The following is a 17,314-nucleotide window of genomic DNA, read 5'->3' as shown; positions in this document are numbered from 1 at the left end:
ATACGCATCCGGCCCTGATCGCTAGGAACGGAACGGAATGACCGACAACAACGACGACAAGACAGGCAGCGCAGCAGGCAAGAAGACGCTGACCCTGAAGCCCTCCGGGGTTTCGCAGGGGACCGTGCGTCAGGACATGGGCCGTGGCCGCACCAAGGCGGTCGTGGTCGAAACCAAGAAACGCCCCTTCCACCGCCCCAAGGATGAGCGTCCGATCACGCCGGTGGCCGCGGCTCCCGCCGCACGGCCGGTCGAACAGCGCCCGGCTCATCCGCAGCCTTCCGGCCGCCCGGCCCCGCAGCCGCAGCAGCACCAGACGCGCCAGGAAGCCAACCAGGCGAACCGTCCGCGCGTCGGCGTCGTTCTGAACCAGCTTTCCGCCGGTGAGATCGACGCGCGCCGCCGTGCTCTGGCCGAAGCGCAGATCCGCGAAGCCGAAGAAGCGGTCATCCGCGCCGAGAATGAAGCACGCCGCAAGCGTGAGGAAGAAGCCCGTCTCCTTCAGGAGAAGGAAGAAGCCGCACGCCGCGCCGCCGAGGAAGCAGCCCGCCCGGCTGTCGAGCCCGAAGCCAAGGCCGAAGAGGTTGTCGAAGAGCGCCCCGTGGCTGCTCGCGCACCTGCAGCCGCTGAGCGTCGCGTCGACAATCGCCCGCAGGCCGGACGGCCCGCTGCCCCGGCAGCAGCCATTCCGACGCCGGCACCGGCCGGTGCTCTGCGCGGCCGCAAGGTTGACAACGAAAAGGATGACGATCGTGGCCCGCGCCCCGGCGCAGGTCCGGTTCGTGGCAAGGTCGTGCGTCCGGAGCCGGCAAAGCCGGTAACGCGCCCGAAGGGTGACGATGGTCGCCGCCAGGGCAAGCTGACGCTGACCACCGCTGCCGACGAGGATGCCGGCCAGCGCGCCCGTTCGCTGTCGGCGATGCGTCGCCGTCAGGAAAAGTTCAAGCGCAGCCAGATGCAGGAGACCCGCGAGAAGATTTCGCGTGAAGTCGTTCTGCCGGAAACCATCACGATTCAGGAACTGTCGCAGCGCATGTCCGAACGCGCCGTCGACGTCATCAAGTACCTGATGAAGGAAGGCCAGATGATGAAGCCCGGCGATCTGATCGACGCCGACCTGGCTGAACTCATCGCCGGCGAATTCGGCCACACCGTGAAGCGTGTTTCCGAGTCCGACGTCGAAGAAGGCATCTTCAACGTGTCCGACATCGAGGAAGAGCTGGTTTCGCGTCCGCCGATCGTCACGATCATGGGTCACGTCGACCACGGCAAGACCTCGTTGCTCGACGCCATCCGTCATGCCAACGTGGTTGCCGGCGAAGCGGGTGGTATCACCCAGCACATCGGCGCCTACCAGGTAGAGCAGAACGGCAACAAGATCACCTTCATCGACACCCCCGGCCACGCGGCGTTCACCGCCATGCGTGCCCGCGGTGCGCAGGCGACCGACATTGCCATTCTGGTGGTGGCGGCCGACGACAGCGTGATGCCGCAGACGATCGAATCCATCAACCACGCCAAGGCGGCTGGTGTTCCGATCATCGTGGCGATCAACAAGATCGACAAGCCGACGGCCAATGCCCAGAAGGTTCGCACCGAACTTCTGCAGCATGAAGTCTTCGTCGAATCCATGGGCGGTGAAGTTCTCGACGTCGAAGTGTCGGCGAAGAACGGCACCAACCTCGACAAGCTCCTCGAAGCGATCCTGCTCCAGGCGGAAATCCTCGACCTCAAGGCCAATCCGAACCGGACGGCCGAGGGTACGGTGGTTGAAGCCGAACTCGACCGTGGTCGCGGCGCCGTCGCAACCGTGCTCGTTCAGAAGGGCACGCTGCGTCCGGGCCAGATCATCGTTGCCGGCGATCAGTGGGGCCGCGTGCGCGCTCTGGTCAACGACAAGGGTGAACACGTCAAGGAAGCGGGTCCGTCGATGCCGGTCGAAGTTCTCGGCCTTTCGGGCACGCCGGCAGCGGGCGACAAGTTCGCCGTCGTCGAAAACGAAAGCCGCGCTCGCGAGATCTCGGAATACCGTCTGCGGCTCGCCCGCGACAAGGCGGTCGCCCGTCAGTCCGGTTCGCGCGGTTCGCTCGAGCAGATGATGACCCAGCTTCAGAGCTCCGGTCTCAAGGAGTTCCCGCTCGTCATCAAGGGCGACGTGCAGGGTTCGATCGAAGCGATCGCCGGTGCGCTGGAGAAGCTCGGAACCGACGAAGTGCGTGCGCGCATCGTCCATTCGGGCGCCGGTGGTATCACCGAGTCGGATATCTCGCTGGCCGAAGCATCGAATGCCGCCATCATCGGCTTCAACGTTCGTGCCAACAACCAGGCCCGTTCGGCAGCCGAGCGTGCAGGCATCGAAATCCGCTACTACAACATCATCTACGATCTGGTGGATGACGTTAAGGCGGCGATGTCCGGTCTGCTTTCGCCCGAGCGTCGTGAAACCTTCCTCGGCAACGCCGAGATCCTGGAGGTGTTCAACATCACCAAGGTCGGCAAGGTCGCGGGTTGCCGCGTCACCGAAGGCAAGGTCGAGCGTGGCGTCGGCGTCCGTCTGGTTCGCGACAACGTCGTTATCCACGAAGGCAAGCTCAAGACGCTCAAGCGCTTCAAGGACGAAGTCTCGGAAGTCAACGTCGGTCAGGAATGCGGTATGGCGTTCGAGAACTACGAAGACATCCGCGCAGGCGACACGATCGAGTGCTTCCGCGTCGAACACATCACGCGGACGCTGTAAGATCCGTCCGATTAGAAATTGTGCGGGCGCCGGGTTATCCTTCGGCGCTCGCATTTTTTTGAGGTATTGACCAATGACCAGAGCCACATCCTCTGCCCCATCCCAGCGCATGCTGCGCATCGGTGAACAGGTGCGCGCCGCGATCACGCAGGTTCTGCAGCGTGGCGAAGTCCGCGATCCCGTCATCGAGAAGACGCTGATCGCGATCTCCGAAGTGCGCATGTCGCCCGACCTGAAGATTGCGACCGCCTATGTGACGCCGCTCGGCGTTCCCAACCATGCGGAAGTCATCGACGCACTGAACCGCAATGCCAAGTACATTCGCGGCCGGCTCGGACCCCAGCTTCGCCAGATGAAGTACATGCCCGACGTTCGTTTCCGCGACGATACGAGCTTCGACAACTACAAGAAGATCGACGCCCTCCTTCGCTCACCCGAGGTGAGCCGCGATCTCGATCCGAATACCGACGACGAAGAATAGAAGAGTTCATGTCCAAACCGCGTAAACCCAAGGGCCGCCCGATTTCCGGCTGGCTGATCCTCGACAAGCCGCTCGATTTCGGCTCGACCGAAGCCGTTTCCAAGATCAAGTGGCTGTTCAAGGCACAGAAGGCCGGCCATGCCGGCACGCTCGATCCGCTGGCTTCCGGCATGCTGCCGATCGCCCTTGGTGACGCGACCAAGACCGTTCCCTATGTCATGGACGGCCGCAAGATCTACGAATTTACCGTCGCCTGGGGCGAAGAACGCTCGACCGACGACCTCGAAGGGCAGGTGACCCATTCCTCGGCCGAACGCCCGACGGAAGAGGCGATCCGCGCCCTGTTGCCGAACTATACCGGCGTCATCAGCCAGGTGCCGCCGCAGTTCTCGGCGATCAAGATCGACGGTGAGCGTGCCTATGATCTCGCCCGCGACGGCGAGACCGTCGATATTCCGGCGCGCGAAGTCGAGGTGTTCCGCTTGACACTGCTCGGTGCCACGCCCAATCTCGCCCAGTTCGAGATCGAATGCGGCAAGGGCACCTATGTCCGCTCGCTCGCCCGCGACATGGGCCGCGATCTCGGCTGTTTCGGACACATCGCTTCGCTGCGGCGCACCTTCGTGGCGCCGTTCGGTGAAGACGACATGGTACCGCTTGCCGATCTGGTCGCGCTGGAAAAGATCGAAAGCGACGAGGAGCGACTGGCGGCGCTTGATGCCTTTGTGATCGAAACCGGCGAAGCGCTGTCCAGCCTGCCGCATATCGCCGTCAACGACGACCAGGCGCACCGGCTGAAGATGGGTAATCCGATTATCCTTCGTGGTCGCGATGCGCCTTTGGCAACGCCCGAAGCCTATGCCACGGCTCGCGGCAAGCTGATCGCCATCGGCGAAATCGCCGAGGGCGAGTTCCGTCCGAAGCGCGTCTTTGCCGTCGGCTGATCTCTTCGGTTCCAGGATTTGCGTTTGCCGCATCGCTGACGCATGATCCCGCCCAAGGGCTTGCTTGCGGCCGTTTCGAAACGATCTCGTTTCCCGGTCGCAGGCGGCGTTCGCCTGCGATCCCTCCGGCCGCTCCGATGACGGCCGCCTCGGCGGTCGTCAGAACTGCGCGTCCTGCTCGATGCGCGGCGCGGTAGTTGAGAGGCGGTGCAGTTGGCGCAGGTTTCGCAAGAGGGAAGGAAGCGTACCGTGGGTCGCGTGGCGGCAGCTCTCGATCTCATTCGCCACCGCCTGACGCGGCCTTTCCGCTTCTACCTGACATCGCTGCTGCTGATCGCGATCGTTCCCGCATTCATCTTTTCACTCGTGGTGCTGAAACGAAGCGTCGACGCGCAGGAGCAGGTCATCACGGCGCTGCTGCAGGCTTCGACCGGCTCGGTGACCCGCATCGTCGAGCGCGATGTCGAGGGCATGCTGACGACGCTGAAGGTGCTGTCGACCGCGCCAGCGATGGAGGGCGGCGACATGGAGGCCTTCTATCGCAGGGCTTCGACGGCGCTCGCCGACACCGACTCCTACCTGATCGTCATCGACCGCAAGCACAATCAGCGCATGAACACGCGGGTGCCCCTCGGCACGCCGCTCGCCAAGGCCTCCGATCCCGCCTCCGTCGAGCGGGCTTTCACCAACAATGGCGCGCCGCTGGTGTCGAACGTGTTCTTTGGCCAGACGGCCGAAAAATGGGTCTTCAACGTTTATTTGCCGGCGAAACTTCCAACCGGTGAGGAATATCTGCTCACCCTGACGCGGAACGCCGAGAGCATGGCAAAGGCCGTGAACCGCGAAACCCTGTCGCCGGGGTGGAATGCCGCTCTGGTCGACGGCAACGGCAAGGTCATCATTTCATCGGATGCCGGGGTCAAGGCGGGTGAACCGTTCTTCCTCGACAAGGTGCCGGCGATCAGCATCGGCGTGCGCAACATTACCGAGAACGGTACCGCCTATCGGGTGGCAACGGAGTTTTCCGTCGTGACCGGCTGGCGGATCATCGCCTGGGCGCCCCGCGCCGCGGTCGATGCGCCGGCCGTCTGGTCGTTTCTGTGGCTGTCGCTCGGCGGCATCATCTTTGCCGGCATTGCCATTGCGGGCTCGCTGGCAATCGCACGGCTGCTGTCGCAAGGGGTCAAGCTCGTTGAACTCGACGCACGCCGCCTCGGCGCCGGCGAGCGCATCGAGCCGCGCCCGCATATGATCGCCGAAGTCGAAACCGTATCCGCCGCACTTGCCAAGGCCGCGGCGTCGCGCACCAAAGCCGAGAGCGAGATCCGCTTCCTCATGCGCGAGGTTGCCCATCGCTCGAAGAATCAGCTGACGGTGATCCAGTCGATGCTGAACCAGTCGGTGCATTCGGCCGAAAGCGTTGCCGACTTCGCGGAATCCTTCCGCAGGCGCATTGCCGGCCTTGCCCGCTCGACCGATCTGATGATCGCCAACGCGGCCCAGGGCGTCGACTTCCGGGAACTCGCGCAGAACCAGTTGCAGCCCTTCACGCCGGATGATCCCAAGCGCGTCGTCCTGTCGGGTCCCGCGTTGCGACTGGACACCCAGATCGCCCAGACGCTCGGCATGGCACTGCATGAGCTGGCGACGAACGCCACAAAATATGGCGCGCTTGCCAATACCACCGGCGTCGTCAAGCTCAGCTGGTCGCTGTCCGACGAGGGCATAGCCATTCGCTGGCGGGAGGAGGGCGCCGACATCTCCACCGCGACGACCCCGAGCCGCAAGGGATTTGGAACTCTGGTGCTGGAACGCATGCTCGGCATGGCGTTGAAAGCCGAGCTTGAACGGATCATCCATCCTGACGGCATCGAGTGGCGGATCAACATCCCCAGGGATGCGAAGGACGGCGACGACGCAGAGCCTTGAGGGTCATACGGGTTCGTTTTTCAAAAGGAGCGGAAATGCAGGTACGGACAGTTCGCATCGGCATTCTCTCAGGCGTGTTGAGCCTGATGGCCGTCGCCCCCGCCGCCGGCGGGGACATCGCCTGTGTCGTCGCAGATCCGACCGGCACGCCGCTCAATGTCCGAACGGAGCCGAATGGCCGGATCGTCATGACTTTGGCCAATGGCAGCAAGGTTCGCCGCGTCGGCGAACGTCGGCATGGGGGCAAGGGCTGGGCGCTTGTTTCGAGCGACGCCGGAGAACTCGGCTGGGTGTTTGCCGCCTATCTCGACTGTGTTCCGATCGACGGCGACCAGCTGAAGTCGGCGCCGATGCGGCCACGACCGTCAGGTAATTGAGAGGCGCCCGGCCATCGCCCCGGGGCCATTTTCATGACCCTTTCCTTTTTGATCCAATTCGGTTATAGGCACGCCAGCAAAAGGCGCATGCCCGTTGCATTCACGGCCGCAGCTGGACGACATCCCGGCTGAAGGCGTCCCTAAATCCTCGAAATCGAAAGGATCATCCGATGTCGATTGCTGCAGAGCGTAAGGCTCAGCTCATCAAGGAATATGCAACCGTTGAAGGCGACACCGGTTCTCCGGAAGTCCAGGTTGCTATCCTGACGGAACGGATCAACAACCTGACCGAACACTTCAAGGGCCACAAGAAGGATAACCATTCCCGCCGTGGTCTTCTCGCGATGGTTTCCAGCCGTCGTTCGCTCCTCGACTATCTGAAGAAGAAAGACGAAGCGCGCTACACCAAGCTGATCGGTGCCCTCGGCATCCGTCGCTAAGCGACTTGCCCGGCGGACCGCTTGCGGTCCGCCGGCTTTTTTTATTATGGGGCGCAGAGCGCTCAGGAAATGAACTCTCCAAAAGCGCACTAGGCGCACACAAGGAGAGGTATCCAGCGGGCCGGATGGGCCGGATCCGCGGATCAACCGATGGCCCGTCATGGGGCAGGATTGCAGGATGCTTCGGCGCCTGCTTGCAGAACCCGCTGCGGGGCAGCCAGGTTTTGCAAAGCGGAAAGCGGCCGGTCTCTTTTGAAGCCTCCCGTTGTCTTGCCCGTGATGCGCCATACCAGGCGGTTTTCCGACCACCCGCGCTGCAACAGCCGCGGAAAGGTCTGCCGCACACGAAGGACAGAACATGTTCGATACCCATAAGGTTGAAATCGAATGGGCTGGGCGTCCGCTCAAGCTCGAAACCGGCAAGGTCGCCCGTCAGGCTGACGGCGCCGTTCTTGCCACTTACGGCGAAACCGTCGTTCTCGCCACCGTCGTTTCGGCCAAGTCGCCGAAGCCGGGCCAGGACTTCTTCCCGCTGACCGTCAACTACCAGGAAAAGACCTACGCTGCCGGCAAGATCCCGGGTGGCTACTTCAAGCGCGAAGGTCGTCCGAGCGAAAACGAAACGCTGGTTTCGCGTCTGATCGACCGCCCGATCCGCCCGCTTTTCCCCGATGGCTACAAGAACGACACCCAGGTCATCGTCACGGTCATGCAGCATGACCTCGAAAACAATCCCGACATCCTGTCGATGGTTGCAGCTTCCGCTGCGCTGACGCTGTCCGGCATCCCGTTCATGGGTCCGATCGGCGGCGCGCGCGTCGGCTACATCAACGGCCAGTACGTTCTCAACCCGCATCTCGACGAGATGGACGAATCGACCCTTGACCTCGTCGTCGCCGGCACGCAGGAAGCCGTGCTGATGGTCGAGTCGGAAGCCAAGGAACTGGGCGAAGACGTCATGCTCGGCGCCGTCGTGTTCGGCCAGAAGGGTTTCCAGCCGGTCATCGACGCCATCATCAAGCTGGCTGAGGTTGCCGCCAAGGAGCCGCGCGAATTCGAACCGGAAGATCATTCCGCGCTTGAAGCCGAAATGCTCGGCATGGCCGAAGCCGAACTGCGCGATGCCTACAAGATCACCGAGAAGGCTGCCCGCTACGCTGCCGTCGATGCCGTCAAGGCAAAGGTGAAGGCACACTTCTTCCCGGAAGGCGCAGAGCCCAAGCACACGGCTGAAGTCATCGGTGCCGTCTTCAAGCACCTCCAGGCCAAGATCGTTCGCTGGAACATCCTCGACACCAAGAGCCGCATCGACGGCCGCGATCTCGAAACCGTTCGCCCGATCGTCTCGGAAGTCGGCCTTCTGCCGCGCACCCACGGTTCGGCGCTCTTCACCCGCGGTGAAACGCAGGCGATCGTCGTTGCCACGCTCGGCACCGGCGAAGACGAACAGTATGTCGACAGCCTGACCGGCATGTACAAAGAACGCTTCATGCTGCACTACAACTTCCCGCCCTTCTCGGTCGGCGAAACCGGCCGCATGGGCTCCCCGGGCCGCCGCGAAATCGGTCACGGCAAGCTCGCCTGGCGCGCTATCCGCCCGATGCTGCCGGAAGCCGAGCAGTTCCCCTACACGCTGCGCGTCGTTTCCGAGATCACCGAATCCAACGGCTCGTCGTCGATGGCGACGGTCTGCGGCACGTCGCTTGCTCTCATGGATGCAGGCGTTCCGTTGGCAAAGCCGGTTGCCGGTATTGCCATGGGCCTGATCAAGGAAGATGAGCGCTTCGCCGTTCTCTCCGACATCCTCGGCGACGAAGACCACCTCGGCGACATGGACTTCAAGGTTGCCGGCACCGACGCCGGCATCACCTCGCTCCAGATGGACATCAAGATCGAGGGCATCACCGAAGAGATCATGGGCATCGCGCTCAACCAGGCCAAGGGTGGCCGTCTCCACATCCTCGGCGAAATGGCGAAGGCCATCTCCGAAAGCCGCGGCCAGCTGGGCGAGTTCGCACCGCGCATCGAAGTCATGAACATCCCGGTCGACAAGATCCGTGAAGTCATCGGCTCCGGCGGCAAGGTGATCCGCGAAATCGTCGAGAAGACCGGCGCCAAGATCAACATCGAAGACGACGGCACCGTGAAGATCGCCTCGTCGTCGGGCAAGGAAATCGAAGCGGCCCGCAAGTGGATCCACTCGATCGTTGCCGAGCCGGAAGTCGGCCAGGTCTACGAAGGCACGGTCGTCAAGACCGCCGACTTCGGCGCCTTCGTCAACTTCTTCGGCGCCCGCGACGGCCTCGTCCATATTTCGCAGCTCGCCTCCGAGCGCGTTGCCAAGACCACCGACGTCGTCAAGGAAGGCGACAAGGTCTGGGTCAAGCTGATGGGCTTCGACGAGCGCGGCAAGGTTCGCCTTTCCATGAAGGTCGTCGACCAGGCGACCGGCAAGGAAGTTGCTGCAGAAAAGAAGGGTGACGGCGAAGCCGCTGAATAAGCGGCCTCTGCCCGAACGCATTCGGGGCGCGGAGCGGATCGCTCCGCGCCCTTTTCTTGTACGAAGATCGACGGAAGAAACCGATGAGCCGAGACGCATTGAAGACCCTGTTCCACCCGTTCGAAACCGGGGTTATCGACCCGCCGGGCGAGGGCGAGCGTGTGCTCTTCCTCGGCGCTGAGGCGGGCTACAGGCTGCCTGAGGGCTTCGGGGCGTCGATCGCTGCCGTCCAGCCGCTAAGGCCGCTCTATCGCGCCCTGGAGGCTATGCGCGCCGACGTGGCGCCTGCGGTCACGGGTGAGGACTATGATGTCGCCCTGATACTGTGCGGCAAGCACAAGGGCGAAAACGAAGACCGTATCGCCGAGGCGCTGAAGCGCACCCGCGATGGCGCGCTCATCGTCGTTGCCGGCGGCAAGGAGGATGGCATCCAGTCGCTGAGAAAGCGCATCGCCAAGTTCGAATGGGATGGCGATCACCTGCCGAAGTATCACGGCGTCGCCTTCTGGTTCACGCGGCCCGACGACGTCACCGACGCCGTGCAGAAGCTTGCCAAGGTGCCGGTTCGCGTCGACGGCCTGTTCGAGGCTTCGCCTGGCATGTTCTCGCACGACCGCATCGATGCCGGCTCTGAACTGCTCGCCTCGCGCCTGCCGCGCGATTTCAACGGCCATGCCGCCGATTTCGGCGCCGGCTGGGGCTATCTCGCGGTCAAGCTTGCCGAAGCGTCGCCCGGCACGAAGGGTATCGACCTCTTCGAGGCCGATCACGATGCGCTTGAGGCGGCCCGCGTCAACATGATGGCGAACGCTCCGCGCATGCCGGCGCGCTTCTACTGGTTCGACCTGACGAGCGAAGACCCGCGCGACAAATACGACCTGATCGTCATGAACCCGCCGTTCCACGAGGGCCATGCCGCCGAACCGGCACTGGGCGTGGCGATCATCAAGGCGGCCCACAAGGCGCTCAAGCAGGGCGGCAAGGTCATGCTGGTCGCCAATCGCGGCCTGCAGTACGAGCAGGTCTTGGCCGAGACCTTCAAGGAATATGGCGAGACGTGCCGCAACGCGCGCTTCAAGGTTCTCTGGGGCAAGCGCTGAGCGCACATCTACTCCCCTGATCAAGTAAAGAGGCCGGGCCAAGCGCTCGGCCTTTTGCATTTCTGCGGGCGGCGGGATCGGCAGCCTACCCTCGAAATGCCGTTGCCATCGGTCGCGAACAGGCACACGATAAGGCATCAGTCGGTATTTCCTATCGGAGGTGCGGTGCTATGCCATTCGGGCCAGGAAGGTCACCTTTGACCGAGGACGTGGCGGAGGTGATCGCCAGGGACATCAAGCAGGCGGAGGGACATAGTGCGACCTCGGAAGTGCCGATGCCGTTTCTGAAAAGCCTCTATCGCTTGCCGCTGATGCCGAATCCCATTCGAAAGACGCACGCCTGCTTGATGTTCGGCGTGGCCGCCGCCGGCCTTGTTGCCGTCCTGCTGCTGTCGGGATTGCTGACGGTCTGACGAAGACCCATGAAAAAAGCCCATGGACCGGATGACCCATGGGCTTTGATGATTGCCGTGGCCGGTGGGTACTATTCGGCGTCGGCGGTCCTGAGCGCGTCAAGTGCCGGCATGGAGGTGATGTTGTAGCCGGAGTCCACATAGTGGATTTCGCCGGTGACGCCGCGCGACAGCTCGGAAAGCAGGTAGAGCGCCGAGTTACCGACATCGTCGATGGTGACGGTGCGTCGAAGCGGCGAATTCTTCTGCTGCCAGGAGAGCATGGCCCGGGCATCGGAAATGCCGGCGCCTGCAAGCGTGCGGATCGGGCCGGCGGAAATCGCGTTGACGCGGATGCCGCGCACGCCGTAGTCGGCCGCAAGGTAGCGCACGGAGGCTTCCAGCGCCGCCTTGGCAACGCCCATGACGTTGTAGTTCGGCATGACCCGAACGGAACCGCCATAGGTCAAGGTCAGCATCGAGCCGCCGTCGTTCATCAGTTCGGCCGCGCGCCTGGCGATCTCGGTGAAGGAGAAGCAGGAGATCACCATGGTGCGGCTGAAGTTGTCGCGGCTGGTGTCTGCGTAGAGGCCCTTCAGCTCGTTCTTGTCGGAGAAGCCGATGGCATGGACGATGAAGTCGAGCTTGCCCCAGCGCTCCTTGATCGCCGAGATGACCGCATCGACAGAGGCGATGTCCTCGACGTCGCAAGGCAGCAGGAAGTCGGAGCCGACTTCGGCTGCCAGCGGCTTCACGCGCTTGCCGAGCGCTTCACCCTGGTAGGTGAAGGCAAGTTCCGCGCCCTGCGCTGCCAAGGCCTTGGAGATGCCCCAGGCAATGGAGTGGTTGTTGGCCACACCCATGATGAGGCCACGCTTTCCGTTCATCAGTCCCGTCATCGTGTTATCCGTTGTAGCGCTGGAAGACGAGCGTCGCGTTGGTGCCGCCGAAGCCGAACGAGTTGGACAGAACCGTATCGATCTTGGCGTTGTCGATGCGCTTGCGCACGATCGGCACACCGTCAAATTCCGGGTCGAGTTCGCTGATATGGGCGCTCTCGCCAATGAAGCCACCCTGCATCATCAGGAGACCGTAGATCGATTCCTGGACGCCGGCAGCGCCGAGCGAGTGGCCGGTGAGCGACTTCGTCGACTGGATGTGCGGGATCTTGGAGCCGAACACTTCGCGGATGGCGCCGATTTCCTTGCTGTCGCCGACCGGGGTCGAAGTGCCGTGCGTGTTGATGTAGTCGACGTCGCCCTTCACGCTCGACAGCGCCTGGCGCATGCAGCGGATCGCGCCTTCGCCTGATGGGGCGACCATGTCGTAGCCATCGGACGTTGCGCCGTAGCCGACGATTTCGGCGTAGATCTTGGCGCCGCGCGCCTTGGCATGTTCCAGCTCTTCGAGCACCAGTACGCCGGCGCCGCCGGCAATGACGAAGCCGTCGCGGCTGACGTCATAGGCGCGCGAGGCGGTCGACGGCGTGTCGTTGTACTTGGAGGACATCGCGCCCATGGCGTCGAACAGGTTGGACATCGTCCAGTCCAGGTCCTCGTGGCCGCCGGCGAACATCACGTCCTGCTTGCCCCACTGGATCATCTCCGCGGCATTGCCGATGCAATGGGCAGACGTCGAGCAGGCCGACGAGATCGAGTAGTTGACGCCGTGGATCTGGAACCAGGTCGCAAGCGTGGCCGACGCCGTCGACGACATCGCCTTCGGCACGGCAAACGGGCCGATGCGCTTGGGGCTCACGTTCTTGCGGGTAACATCCGCCGCCTCGACGATGGTGCGGGTGGACGGACCGCCCGAGCCCATGATGATGCCGGTGCGCTCGTTGCGGGAAATGACCGCTTCCTCGAGACCGGAATCGGCGATCGCCTGCTTCATCGCCACGTGGTTCCAGGCGCCGCCCTGCGACAGGAAGCGCATGGCGCGCCGGTCGACGAGATCGGTCGGATCGAGCGTCGGTGCGCCCCAGACCTGGCACTTGAAGCCGTTTTCGGCGAAATCGGGAGAAAATGTGATGCCCGATTTGGCGTCGCGCAGCGATGCCGTGACTTCGTCGGCATTGTTCCCGATCGAGGAAACGATCCCGAGGCCCGTGACAACAACCCGTCTCATGGTAATGACCTTTTCTTTATCTCATTCGGTGCGGGAGTACCCGCGGCTTAGTCGGTCTTTTCTTTCGACAGACCGACACGCAGGTCGGTTGCCTGGTAGATGGTTTCGCCGTCCGCCTTCAGCCAGCCGTCGGCAGTGCCGAGGACGAGGCGGCCGCGCATCACCCGCTTGAAGTCGATTCCGTATTCGAGCAGCTTGGTATGGGGGCGAACCATGCCCTTGAACTTCACTTCGCCGGTCGACAGAGCCATGCCGCGGCCCGGTTCGCCGAGCCAGCCGAGGAAGAAGCCCGTCAATTGCCACATGCCGTCGAGACCGAGGCAGCCGGGCATGATCGGGTTGCCCTGGAAATGGCAGGGGAAGTACCAGTCGTCCGGACTGACGTCATATTCAGCGCGAATGAAGCCCTTGTCGTAGGCGCCGCCGGTTTCGGAGATTTCCGTGATGCGATGGACCATGAGCATCGGCGGCAGCGGCAGCTGGGCGTTGCCGGGGCCAAACAGTTCGCCTCGGCCGCAGGTCAGGATTTCCTCATAGCTGAAGCTCGATTGTCTGGTCGTCATCAATGGTTGTTTCCCCGAGTAACATAAAGTGTTGTCAGACCTGCTTTAGAGCAAGTTCGCTGTGAAATGAAGCGTGCCGATGGCCGTTTTCGATGTTTCCGACGTCGGCGTCGCCCATTCTGATGGCGATATCGTTCCGCCGTCGCTTACAGGATCAATGTGGGTCCGACCAGAGTTAAATACCAGCCTTCCCCGAAATAGGCCGGTTTTTCAGGCATTCCAAGTGTGTCGCACCTTAGAATCTATTGAAAGAGCAGCGCGCAAAAGTTATATCGCAACGGAAGTATTGTAAATTTTATGGGATCCATGGAACGCTCCTTGATGACGAAAGCAACCGAAGTGAGTTCGGAAGAGAGATTGCGCAGCTCGGGTCTGCGCCCGACGCGTCAGCGTGTCGCCCTTGCCGATCTGATCTTCGCCAAGGGCGACCGTCACCTGACTGTTGAAGAACTGCATGAAGAGGCGGTCGTCGCCGGAGTGCCGGTTTCACTGGCAACCGTCTACAACACACTGCATCAGTTCACCGAGGCCGGCATGATCCGCGTGCTCGCGGTGGAGAGCGCCAAGACCTATTTCGACACCAACGTGTCCGACCATCACCATTTCTTCGTCGAAGGCCAGAACGAGGTCCTCGATATCCCGGTGAGCAATATCGAGATCGGCAATCTGCCGGAGCCGCCTGAAGGCATGGAGATTGCCCATGTCGACGTGGTCATTCGTCTTCGCCGCAAGCGCGAGCGGTCGTAACAACCTGTTCCTACATCACATCGTCGGGGTCGCGGCCGGGGCTTGCCTTGCCGATCGGCAGCGTCCAGCCGTATTTGAGCGCGCCGGCGCGTACGGTGAAGGCTGAGATCACGCCGAGCGTCGAGGTCGCCGCCAGCGGCAGTCCGATCATCGTCGCGACGACGAAGACGCCGGAGCCGACGAGAGCAGCCGTCACATAGACTTCCGGACGCAGCAGCACCGAAGGCTCTCCCGCCAGGAGGTCGCGCAGGACGCCGCCGAAGGTTGCCGTCAGCATGCCGGTGACGAGGGCGACCCCCGGCGAGCCTGTTGCCGCCAGCCCCTTGGCCGCGCCCATGACGCAATAGGCCGACAGGCCGATCGCATCGAGCCAGACCAGCACCCGGTAACGTGAACCGAACAGGTGCGCCGTGAAGAACAGGATGACGGCCACCGAGGCGCAGACCAGAAGATAGTTCGGGTTGAGCACCCAGAACACCGGCGTTGCACCAAGGACGACGTCGCGCATCGTTCCGCCGCCGATGCCGGTGACCGAGGCAAGGAACAGGTAGCCGATGATATCGAGCTGCTTGCGCGAAGCCGAGAGCGCACCTGTCGCTGCGAAAACGGCGACGCCAGCGTAATCGAGGATTTCCAGGATCGTCATGGCCGCTCCGTTGAAAGGCGTATCGCTGTTGTCGGTCGCATTGCAAGCTGGAGCATCCGGGCCTGCCGCGTCAACGGGGTGAGGCGCTGGGAAGCAGGCTGTCGGTGCGACCGCCGAAGTAATAGGCGGTGAGGCCGATCCATTCGCGCACTGCCGTCGTCGTCAGCTGGGCATTGAGCGAGGGCTGGGTAAAGTCGAAGCTGGGCGTGACCGTGCCGCTGGTGCGGTAGTCCGTCGGCCAGGGAGTGACCTCCAGGCCGAGCTCGTGGAAAAGCCCGACCGAACGCGGCATATGGAAGGCCGAGGTGACCAGTGCGCAGTTTGAAAGCCCGTTTGCGGCCAGCAGCGCCTTAGTGTTGCGGGCATTCTCGAAGGTTGTTCTCGATTGCTCCTCGCGGATCAGCCGCTCGGGGCCGATGCCGAAGGCGGCAAAGAAGGCTTCCGACGCCTTGGCGTCGCCCTCATAGGCGCCGCTGAACGAACCGTCGCCGCCGGAAACCAGGATGCGCACTTCAGGGTAGCGCTTCGCCAGCATGGCCGTCTCGATGAAGCGGTCGGCCGCCTGGTTGAACTCGATGCCGCCGCGGCTCGCCATCACCTCGTTCTCGAAGGCGCCGCCGAGCACGATGATGCAGGAGAGGGTTGCGGGCGGCGCGGTCGGCCGCGGGAAGCGATCCTCGAGCATCTGCAGGAAATAGGATCCTGATGTCGTGAACAGGCTGACGAAGAGCACCAGCGCGCCGAGCAGGCCGAAGGCGACGCCGGTGCGCCGGAGGCCGACCGCCGTCAATAGCAGCCCTGCAAGGGCGGCGAAGAACGCCAGGGAAAGGGGCTGCGCGACGAGCCAGAAGATCTTGGAAAGCAGAAACATCAGGCCGGTGTTCTTCGCTACGATCCCTTAATATTTCGCAAAGACGTGGCTCGGGCGTCTAAAGCCACGCCGTTGGTCAGGCGGTCACGCCGCCGGACATCGGTTTCGCCTTGCCGGCGCGGAGATAGCCGATGCCGAAGGCAATGAGCGCGCCGACCGCGATGATCGCCAACGACAACAGCGGCCGATAGGCAAACCAGGCGGTGGCGATGACCACGGGGCCGATGATGAGCGTCAGGATCGCCGCGATGATGCCGGTGCCGAATGCGACCACCGAACCCAGCACCGGAATGACGTCGGCAATGATGGAAATGAGCGACAGCATCAGCGTGAAGCCGATGAACAGGCCGATCAGTCCGCCCACCCGAACCAGCCAGGTGATCAGCGTGTTCTGGCTCTGGGCAGCGTCGAACATTTCGGCAGCAGTGCCCAGGCCAGCCGAGCTCAGGAACAGGTCGCGGCCGTTCGTCGTACGGTAGGGGGCAAGGCTGCCGCCCTTCTGCGCTGCGACGAAGCTTGCCGTTTCCGTGTCTTCGCGGGTAAAGCCGATGCGCAGATCGCCGACCTCAGGGTTCTGGCGATCGGCGGAGACGAAGATCGTCTGGCCGTCGGTCTTGACGGGGTGATCGGTGCCGAGCGCCTCGGCGAGGCGTTGCAGGTCGGCATCCGCCATCGGCACCGGACTGTCGCTGCCAAGATCGGCAACGACCCTGCCGTCGACGGAAAGCGCGCCGAGCATCGCCCGATCGACGGTGAAGCGCTCGCTGGAGATCGGCATCTCCGGGTTCTGATGCCCGTTGCCGTCGCGGAAATCGGCCGAATCGGCGCGATCGCTGCGCCACTCCTTGGCGTAGGAATAGGTGGTGACCGTTTCCTCGCCGCCGCCGAGCGTCTTGCGTGTCTCGCTCTTCTTTTCCTCGACCCATTGGTACATCTCGACCGAACGGCGCAGGCCGGCAGCGCCTTTCGCGGAGATCCCGAGCAGGCTATCGGCCGGTGTGCCGACAGGCTCGACCCGACCGGCGATGTGAACCAGCTTGCCCTCGTTGCCAGCCTCGACTGCACCGCTGTCGATGTCGATCACAGCGCCGGCGCCCTCGACCAGAGCGCGATAGGTCTTGACCGAGCGGCCCTCGTTCCAGGCAAGCAGCCAGATCATGCCGAAGACCAGCAGCAGCCCGATGAAGATGCCGATGACACCGTTCTTGAGGCGTGCAAACCACGACGTTCTGGTCGTTTCGGTAAAACTCATCTGATCCCTCGGCACGTGCTTCGATCCGGCTTCGCAAGCGAACCGTTCGATTTTCCCGTTGGTAACAGAAAAAAAGCGGAAAGGAATATACCGTGAAGAGTTTCGGGCGCCGGCAGGCGTACGAAAGTCCCCGAGGAAGGAACCCGCGGGCCACAGTCGAAGGCTATGGAGATTTCGCTCTACGGCTGATTGGTGCGGTGGCGCGAGC

The 17,314-nt window shown here is 63.0% G+C and carries 16 protein-coding genes; 10 read left to right on the top strand and 6 right to left on the bottom strand.

Annotation, left to right across the window (positions count from 1 at the left end; genetic code table 11):
• Positions 1-37: 37 nt before the first annotated feature.
• From infB to BC363_RS12645, 9 genes are all read left to right on the top strand, one after another.
• Positions 38-2,737, top strand: a complete 2,700-nt coding sequence (infB, locus tag BC363_RS12685; RefSeq protein ID WP_065784886.1) for a translation initiation factor IF-2 — start codon at positions 38-40, stop codon at positions 2,735-2,737.
• A gap of 73 nt (positions 2,738-2,810) precedes the next feature.
• Positions 2,811-3,218 carry a 30S ribosome-binding factor RbfA gene (gene rbfA, locus BC363_RS12680; RefSeq protein WP_065784887.1) on the top strand — a complete coding sequence of 136 codons (408 nt, stop codon included), beginning with the start codon at positions 2,811-2,813 and terminating at the stop codon, positions 3,216-3,218.
• Positions 3,219-3,226: 8 nt separating this feature from the next.
• Positions 3,227-4,162 carry a tRNA pseudouridine(55) synthase TruB gene (gene truB, locus BC363_RS12675; protein ID WP_053251873.1) on the top strand — a complete coding sequence of 312 codons (936 nt, stop codon included), beginning with the start codon at positions 3,227-3,229 and terminating at the stop codon, positions 4,160-4,162.
• A 213-nt stretch (positions 4,163-4,375) separates the two neighbouring features.
• Positions 4,376-6,091 carry a sensor histidine kinase gene (locus tag BC363_RS12670; protein WP_065784888.1) on the top strand — a complete coding sequence of 572 codons (1,716 nt, stop codon included), beginning with the start codon at positions 4,376-4,378 and terminating at the stop codon, positions 6,089-6,091.
• A 35-nt stretch (positions 6,092-6,126) separates the two neighbouring features.
• Positions 6,127-6,468, top strand: coding sequence for an SH3 domain-containing protein (locus BC363_RS12665; protein ID WP_065784889.1), 342 nt, complete (start codon positions 6,127-6,129; stop codon positions 6,466-6,468).
• 170 nt (positions 6,469-6,638) lie between these two features.
• Positions 6,639-6,908, top strand: coding sequence for a 30S ribosomal protein S15 (rpsO, locus tag BC363_RS12660; RefSeq protein ID WP_025425494.1), 270 nt, complete (start codon positions 6,639-6,641; stop codon positions 6,906-6,908).
• Between the two features lie 358 nt (positions 6,909-7,266).
• Positions 7,267-9,408 (top strand): polyribonucleotide nucleotidyltransferase, encoded by a 2,142-nt coding sequence (gene pnp / locus BC363_RS12655; protein WP_065784890.1) that lies wholly within the window; start codon positions 7,267-7,269, stop codon positions 9,406-9,408.
• Positions 9,409-9,491: 83 nt separating this feature from the next.
• The gene (locus BC363_RS12650) at positions 9,492-10,508 is read left to right on the top strand and encodes a class I SAM-dependent methyltransferase (protein WP_065784891.1); all 1,017 of its coding nucleotides are present in this window, start codon (positions 9,492-9,494) and stop codon (positions 10,506-10,508) included.
• A gap of 197 nt (positions 10,509-10,705) precedes the next feature.
• Complete coding sequence (locus BC363_RS12645) at positions 10,706-10,921, top strand: hypothetical protein (RefSeq protein WP_244519866.1); 216 nt, start codon at positions 10,706-10,708, stop codon at positions 10,919-10,921.
• 71 nt (positions 10,922-10,992) lie between these two features.
• Here BC363_RS12645 and fabI read toward each other — a convergent pair whose 3' ends face one another.
• From fabI to fabA, 3 genes are read right to left on the bottom strand one after another with little or no spacing between them, the layout of a single operon-like run.
• Positions 10,993-11,799 carry an enoyl-ACP reductase FabI gene (fabI, locus tag BC363_RS12640; protein WP_065784893.1) on the bottom strand — a complete coding sequence of 269 codons (807 nt, stop codon included), beginning with the start codon at positions 11,797-11,799 and terminating at the stop codon, positions 10,993-10,995.
• Positions 11,800-11,803: 4 nt separating this feature from the next.
• Entirely contained in the window at positions 11,804-13,027 is a 1,224-nt protein-coding gene (gene fabB / locus BC363_RS12635; RefSeq protein WP_053251880.1) for a beta-ketoacyl-ACP synthase I, read from the bottom strand.
• 47 nt (positions 13,028-13,074) lie between these two features.
• Positions 13,075-13,590 (bottom strand): 3-hydroxyacyl-[acyl-carrier-protein] dehydratase FabA, encoded by a 516-nt coding sequence (gene fabA, locus BC363_RS12630; RefSeq protein WP_065784894.1) that lies wholly within the window; start codon positions 13,588-13,590, stop codon positions 13,075-13,077.
• Between the two features lie 321 nt (positions 13,591-13,911).
• On the opposite strand from fabA, the gene irrA reads away from it, so the two are divergent.
• Complete coding sequence (gene irrA / locus BC363_RS12625; protein ID WP_065784909.1) at positions 13,912-14,337, top strand: iron response transcriptional regulator IrrA; 426 nt, start codon at positions 13,912-13,914, stop codon at positions 14,335-14,337.
• Between the two features lie 10 nt (positions 14,338-14,347).
• On the opposite strand, the gene BC363_RS12620 is transcribed toward irrA, so the two are convergent.
• The 3 genes from BC363_RS12620 to BC363_RS12610 all read right to left on the bottom strand — a co-directional run bounded on the left by BC363_RS12620 (position 14,348) and on the right by BC363_RS12610 (position 17,106).
• Positions 14,348-14,983, bottom strand: coding sequence for a trimeric intracellular cation channel family protein (locus tag BC363_RS12620; RefSeq protein WP_065784895.1), 636 nt, complete (start codon positions 14,981-14,983; stop codon positions 14,348-14,350).
• Between the two features lie 70 nt (positions 14,984-15,053).
• Positions 15,054-15,854, bottom strand: a complete 801-nt coding sequence (locus BC363_RS12615) for a YdcF family protein (RefSeq protein WP_065784896.1) — start codon at positions 15,852-15,854, stop codon at positions 15,054-15,056.
• Between the two features lie 76 nt (positions 15,855-15,930).
• Positions 15,931-17,106 (bottom strand): TMEM43 family protein, encoded by a 1,176-nt coding sequence (locus BC363_RS12610; RefSeq protein ID WP_065784897.1) that lies wholly within the window; start codon positions 17,104-17,106, stop codon positions 15,931-15,933.
• Positions 17,107-17,314: the final 208 nt, after the last annotated feature.

It is taken from the genome of Ensifer sp. LC384, from assembly GCF_001695865.1.
Classification (GTDB): Bacteria; Pseudomonadota; Alphaproteobacteria; order Rhizobiales; family Rhizobiaceae; genus Ensifer.
Note: the sequence above shows the minus strand (reverse complement) of the source record. Positions and strands in the feature narration are given on the sequence as shown.